Raw genomic sequence first — 5,765 nt, forward strand, 5'->3', positions numbered from 1 at the left:
GGGTATTAGTACTTGCTACAAAGGACTTTTTGCAGGTTTTACAAAGATATCTTTGAACATTTTTGTTCTTTCCATTTTTAACTATGTATTTATTATGACAATGAGGGCAAATTAATTTTGAGTCTTTTTTAATTGAGGATAATTCAATTAGCGTGCTTATATCAACAATTAATTTTCTTTTTGAGGAATTATTCATAGGTTTTATCATTTCTAATACTTTATTGTAATGCTCATACGAATTCAAATATATCATCTCCTAAAAAATCTTTGTTAAGATGATTGACACATTTTATCACTTTTATTCATAATACAGCCTTATATTTTATGTAGATCAGGCAATAGAAGTTTAAATGCTTGTATAGAACTTATGAAAAAAGGATATAAAGTCATAAATATTAAAGGTGGAGTTATTCAATATGAAGAAGATAATTTCATTAATAATTAAATTTGAAAATATAAATTTATGTTAAGGTAAGATATTTTTTATAATAAACTTATAATTTTCTGAATATAGTAAATAATAGTAATGAATACTTAAAAATTTGGGAAGGATGAAATTTATGATTGAAAAGAGTATGGTATTAATCAAACCTGATGGAGTAGAAAGAAATATAATTGGTAATATTATTAGTGTATATGAAGACAATGGCCTTAAGGTTGTAGAGCTTAAAATGATGAAGGCTGAAAGAAGTTTAGCTGAGAAGCATTATTCTCAACATAAAGGCAAACCTTTTTATGAAGAACTAATTCAATTTATTACAAGAGGTCCTTTAGTTGCTATGATTTTACAAGGTGATGACGCCATCAAGAGAATAAGAGGAATAAATGGAGCAACAGATCCAGAAGAAGCTTATGAAGGTAATATAAGACATAGATATGGAAGAAGTAAGACAGAAAATGTGGTTCATGCTTCAGATTCTCCTGAAAAGGCAGAAGAAGAAATTAAGTTATGGTTTAGTGAATTATATTCAAAGTAAAATAAATAGCCTTAATCATTTTTCGTGATTAAGGCTATTTTTTATATTATGATATTTTCTTTGGATTACTAAAAGCTATGTAAAGAATAGATGATACTGCAAGTGCAAATGAATAGAACAGATTTGGTATAATATCAAATGCAGTAACAGTAAAGCCACATTCAGCTGCAGCAGCTAAAGCTAAAAGCATTTGAGCTCCATATGGAAGTATACCTTGGAAGATACATGAAAAAGTATCTAATATAGAAGCTGCTCTCATTGGAGTAATATTATAATCTTTACTCATTTCTTTAGCTACAGGGCCTGCCATAACTATAGCAACAGTATTATTAGCAGTAGCAATATCCATAACACCAACTAAAAGTCCCATACCAAGTTGTCCACCTTTATTGCCTTTGAAAACTCTTCTAATAAAGTTTAATAAAGCTTCAAAACCACCATTTTCTCTAATTAATGAACATAGAGCTGAAACAAGGACAGTAACCATAATTGTTTCATACATTCCTGAAGCTCCGCTACCCATATTTGTTAATAAGTTAAAGAAGCTTTCTCCACTAAATAAATTAATAATTGTTCCAGAAACAATTCCTAAAATTAGTACAGCAAATACATTAAAACCTAAAAGTCCTCCAGCTAAAACTAGAATATAAGGAACAAGCATAATAAGCTTATAAGATTGAATTTCAACCATTCCAGCATCAGCTTTTATAGACATTAATATAATAATAATTAAAGTTAGTATAGCTGCAGGAAAAGCTATTTTAAAGTTTGCCTTAAACTTATCTTTCATTTTACATCCTTGAGTATTGCAGGCTGCAATTGTTGTATCAGAAATAAATGAAAGGTTGTCTCCAAACATAGCACCACTCATAACAGCTCCTATACAAAATGCGACAGAATAACCAGAAGCATTAGAAACTGCAATTGCAATTGGAACTAATAATGTTATTGTTCCACATGATGTACCCATAGCTAAAGAAACAAAACATGCAACAACAAATAATATAGTAACTGAAAGCCATGCAGGAGCTGCAGATAAAAGCATATAGGCAACTGCTTGTGCACTATCTCTTCCTGTTACTCCAACAAAAACACCTGCACATAAAAATATTAAAATCATAGTTATAATATTCTTATCGCCAACTCCCTTGGCCATAAGATCCAGTTTTTTATCAAAAGATAATTTTCTATTTTGTATACATGCCACTAAGATTGCAACCATAAAGATTACTACTATTGGAATACTATAAAATCCCATATCTATAGACAAAACATATTCAAAACAAATTCCAAGTCCTAAGTAGAAAACTAAAAATACTAATGCTGGAATAAGAGCCCAGCTATTACTTTTTTTACTCATAATATCTCTCCTTATCTACAGTGTAGTTTTTAATTATACTTAATCTTTAACTATAATATCATAAAATTTAATGAATGTATAAAAATAATTTGAAAAAATATTTTTTTATCAATAATAGGAAGAGTATAATAATAAATGTATATTTTTTTATGATGAGGTAATTAATATGAGTAAAAAATATAATAATGAAGAAGAAAAAATAAAACGAAGAGAAGAAATAAGAAAGCTTAGTGAACCACCAGTTCTTACAATATTAGAAGAGGTAGGAAACTCAGTGACTCATGGAATAGGGGCAGCTTTAGCCATTGCTGGAATGGTACTTCTTTTAGTGAAAAGTAATACTGGAATGAAAGTAATGGCATCATGTTTTTACGGAATAAGTTTATTCTTAATGATGCTTATGAGCTCTTTATATCATGCATTTAAGAGTGGATCAAAAGTAAAGAGACTTTGGCGAAGATTCGACTATTCATCCATTTATCTTTTAATAGGAGGAACTTTTGCACCTCTTTATCTTGTGTATTGGGGGAATACTTTAGGAATTACTCTTTTTTGCATAGCTTGGTTTTTAATTATATGTGGAATAGTTATGATGAGTATTTTAGGACCTGGAAGGTATATGTGGGTTCATTTTACATTATTCTTTACAATTGGGTGGAGTGGTCTTATGTTCATACCTGATTGGTTTAAGCATAATAGGCCTTTATTATGGATGATTCTTATTGGAGGAATACTATATACAATTGGAATGGTTCCTTTTTCAAGAGATAAAAAGTATAATCATTTTATATGGCATTTCTTTGTTCTAGCAGGAGCTATATTACATTGGTTTGGTATATATCTATTTGTATACTAATGATACAATTTATATGAATAGATATTTATTTGTCTTATTTTTATAATTGATATAAAATTAAATTACATTATAGAAAAAGTATTATTTAAGTAGCTGTCGGGAGGGAAAATATGGAGTTAATTAACAATGTTAATGAGGAATTATGGAATGCAATTGAGAAAAGTTACAAAGAAGAAAAATATACAGGTGCAATTCTTGATGCAATGCATTTTCTAACAGAAATCATTAAAAATAAAAGCGGTCTTGATATAGAAGGCCCTAAGTTAGCTGTTGAAGCATTTGGAGGAGACAACCCTAAAATAAGAGTTAATAATCTACAAACTGCCTCAGAAAAAGACACTCAAAAAGGTATAGAGGAGATAATTAAAGGTATTTACATAGCTGTAAGAAATTCAAGAAGCTATAATAGTGAGACTGACTCTAAAGAAGTATGTAATTCTATAGTTATTTTTGTTAATTACCTCCTTGAAGTTATTCATAAGTCAAAAGTAAGTTTTCAAGAGAATACTTTCTTATTAAGAGTTTTTGATGAATACTATGTTCCATCAAAGGAATATTCAGATTTACTTGTTTCTGAAATTCCAAAAGATCAAAGAGGAAATATAGCCATATCAGTTCTTTTAAAAAGAAAAAAAGGTAAAACAGAAAATTTGGCAAGTTTCATGAAATCTCTTATTGAAGTAATTGAGGAAGATGACGTTGCAAGAGTATATTCAGTTGTAAGTGAAGAGCTTAAGTATACTAATGATGAAGAGGAAATAAAAAGTATTATAAGTATCCTTCCAGGAGAGTATTGGGTAAATACTGATAAGGCTGTAAAGATAAGAATTGAAAATATATTATTAGCTAGCGTTAAAGTTGGAAGATATAATAAAGCAGCAGATAGATGTATAGGTGATGCAGGAGCTTTAGGAACATGGATTAACGAAGATTATCTAAGAAACTTTGAAGATTTGGGAAAATGGACAAAGGCAATTATTATGAAGCTTGCAGAGGGAAGTATTGAAGAGCAAGATTATATATATAATTATTTCTGGAATGAAATTTGTGAACTAAATAGAGTAAACATTAATTCCTATTTAAAAGACTACATAAGCCAAGGATTAACTAGAGGTTATTATGATGTGGCAGAAAGATTTTATGAAGTGGTAAATAAAGATAAATATCATCCATGGTTCAATGTCTTTAAAAATGAAATTGCAGAATATGAAAGCAAGTTAGCAGAAGAAGAAGTTGAAGATTCAAAAACAGATATAGACCTAGAACTAGAATAAAATTTATAATGAATTTATAAATGTGGTGGACATCTTAAAATATATACTTAAATAAGATGCCCACTTTTTATATTTATTAAATTACAGGGGGAGATAATTTGAAAAGAAATTTATTATTTATTATAGGCATATTAATAATTGTTTATATTATATTAACAAATACTATGAGTACTTCAAAAATTGCTTTTTCTATGCCTTGTTTAATTTTAGGAGTACTTTTAATATTAATGGGAGCACTATCAAAGGTAATAGATAATATGATTAAAAGAAGTGATTTACTAAATAAAGTTTATAAACTGTTTAGTGTAGGGGTGCTGCTTTTTATAATTTTTATTTCTATTATAGAAGTGGTAATAATAAGTTATCCAAAACATAACACTGAAGATAGTGATTATATAATGGTTCTTGGTGCAGGGCTTAATGGAGATTATCCAAGTCTTACTTTGTCCTATCGTCTTAATGCTGCTGAAAAGATTTTTAAGGAGTTAGGGGAGAGTAAAAAGATAATAGTAAGTGGAGGAAGAGGGAATGATGAAAGAATTTCAGAAGCTAAGGCTATGAAGAACTATCTTTTAGATAAAGGTATTCCAGAAAATATGATTCTTATAGAAGATAAATCTTCAACCACAAGTGAGAATTTTAAATTTTCTAAAGAAGTTATAGAGGTGGATTCTAATAAAGAAATAAAAGATATAAAAGTTAAAATAGTTACAACAGATTTTCATGCTTTTAGAAGTAGAATTATTGCAAAGAAAAATGGCTATGAAAATGTAAATAATTATTCATCAAATACTGTCTGGTACCTTATACCTATTAATTATTTACGAGAATCCTTTGCTGTGGTTAAAAGTGTAATTTTTGATTAATATTTTAAAATATCCTACGAATAAAATGGAAAATGCAAATAAAAATGTAATTTATATAAAATGAAAAATTAATGTGTTTATAAAAAAGAAATAACTATGATAGTGCATTTTTACTTGAAAAATTTTACAGTCAAGTAACCAAACAGAATCCTAAGCTATTTTTAATGACTCAAAAATTTCTTCTATCGGCGTACCGCTTGCGGCAGCTTCATAGATAAATATTACTTTAGATTTTTGTAGATCCTTCTTAGCAGATTTATATCCAGTATTGAAGTGATAAGAATTATTAGAATACATTTTGCAATAAGTATAGTTTATTAACATTATTGTTAGATATCTATTAATACTTTTTTCACTTCTTACTTGATATCCATCAAGGCCTAAGTAAGTTTTACAGTCTTTAAAAAATGGCTCAATAGCCCAACGGTCAGT

The 5,765-nt window shown here is 28.4% G+C and carries 6 protein-coding genes and 1 pseudogene; 4 read left to right on the forward strand and 3 right to left on the reverse strand.

What is annotated here, in order from left to right; all coding sequences use genetic code 11:
* A partial coding sequence (locus BM384_RS18705) for an IS1/IS1595 family N-terminal zinc-binding domain-containing protein (RefSeq protein ID WP_175537411.1) occupies positions 1-244 on the reverse strand: 244 nt, incomplete at its 3' end.
* Between the two features lie 316 nt (positions 245-560).
* On the opposite strand from BM384_RS18705, the gene ndk reads away from it, so the two are divergent.
* Entirely contained in the window at positions 561-977 is a 417-nt protein-coding gene (gene ndk, locus BM384_RS15005) for a nucleoside-diphosphate kinase (RefSeq protein WP_090014787.1), read from the forward strand.
* 46 nt (positions 978-1,023) lie between these two features.
* On the opposite strand, the gene BM384_RS15010 is transcribed toward ndk, so the two are convergent.
* On the reverse strand, positions 1,024-2,337 hold the full coding sequence (locus BM384_RS15010; RefSeq protein ID WP_090014789.1) for a Na+/H+ antiporter NhaC family protein: 1,314 nt from the start codon (positions 2,335-2,337) through the stop codon (positions 1,024-1,026).
* 166 nt (positions 2,338-2,503) lie between these two features.
* On the opposite strand from BM384_RS15010, the gene BM384_RS15015 reads away from it, so the two are divergent.
* The 3 genes from BM384_RS15015 (at position 2,504) to BM384_RS15025 (ending at position 5,333) form a co-directional block, all read left to right on the forward strand.
* Entirely contained in the window at positions 2,504-3,193 is a 690-nt protein-coding gene (locus tag BM384_RS15015) for a PAQR family membrane homeostasis protein TrhA (protein WP_090014791.1), read from the forward strand.
* Between the two features lie 110 nt (positions 3,194-3,303).
* Entirely contained in the window at positions 3,304-4,467 is a 1,164-nt protein-coding gene (locus BM384_RS15020) for a TIGR02391 family protein (protein ID WP_090014793.1), read from the forward strand.
* A 98-nt stretch (positions 4,468-4,565) separates the two neighbouring features.
* Positions 4,566-5,333: a YdcF family protein gene (locus BM384_RS15025; protein ID WP_242946053.1), complete on the forward strand. Its 768-nt coding sequence runs from the start codon at positions 4,566-4,568 to the stop codon at positions 5,331-5,333.
* Between the two features lie 150 nt (positions 5,334-5,483).
* On the opposite strand, the pseudogene BM384_RS15030 reads toward BM384_RS15025, so the two are convergent.
* Positions 5,484-5,765, reverse strand: a pseudogene (locus BM384_RS15030) (IS701 family transposase); the annotation flags it as partial.

The sequence above is a fragment of the Clostridium sp. DSM 8431 genome, assembly GCF_900116755.1.
In the GTDB taxonomy this organism is placed as follows: domain Bacteria; phylum Bacillota; class Clostridia; order Clostridiales; family Clostridiaceae; genus Clostridium.

What these genes read in the sequence shown, in the direction of transcription:
- BM384_RS15020 (WP_090014793.1), top strand. Translation starts at nt 3,304, where the DNA reads ATGGAGTTAATTAACAATGTTAATGAGGAATTATGGAATGCAATTGAG.
- BM384_RS15015 (WP_090014791.1), top strand. Translation starts at nt 2,504, where the DNA reads ATGAGTAAAAAATATAATAATGAAGAAGAAAAAATAAAACGAAGAGAA.
- BM384_RS15010 (WP_090014789.1), bottom strand. Translation starts at nt 2,337, where the DNA reads ATGAGTAAAAAAAGTAATAGCTGGGCTCTTATTCCAGCATTAGTATTT.
- ndk (WP_090014787.1), top strand. Translation starts at nt 561, where the DNA reads ATGATTGAAAAGAGTATGGTATTAATCAAACCTGATGGAGTAGAAAGA.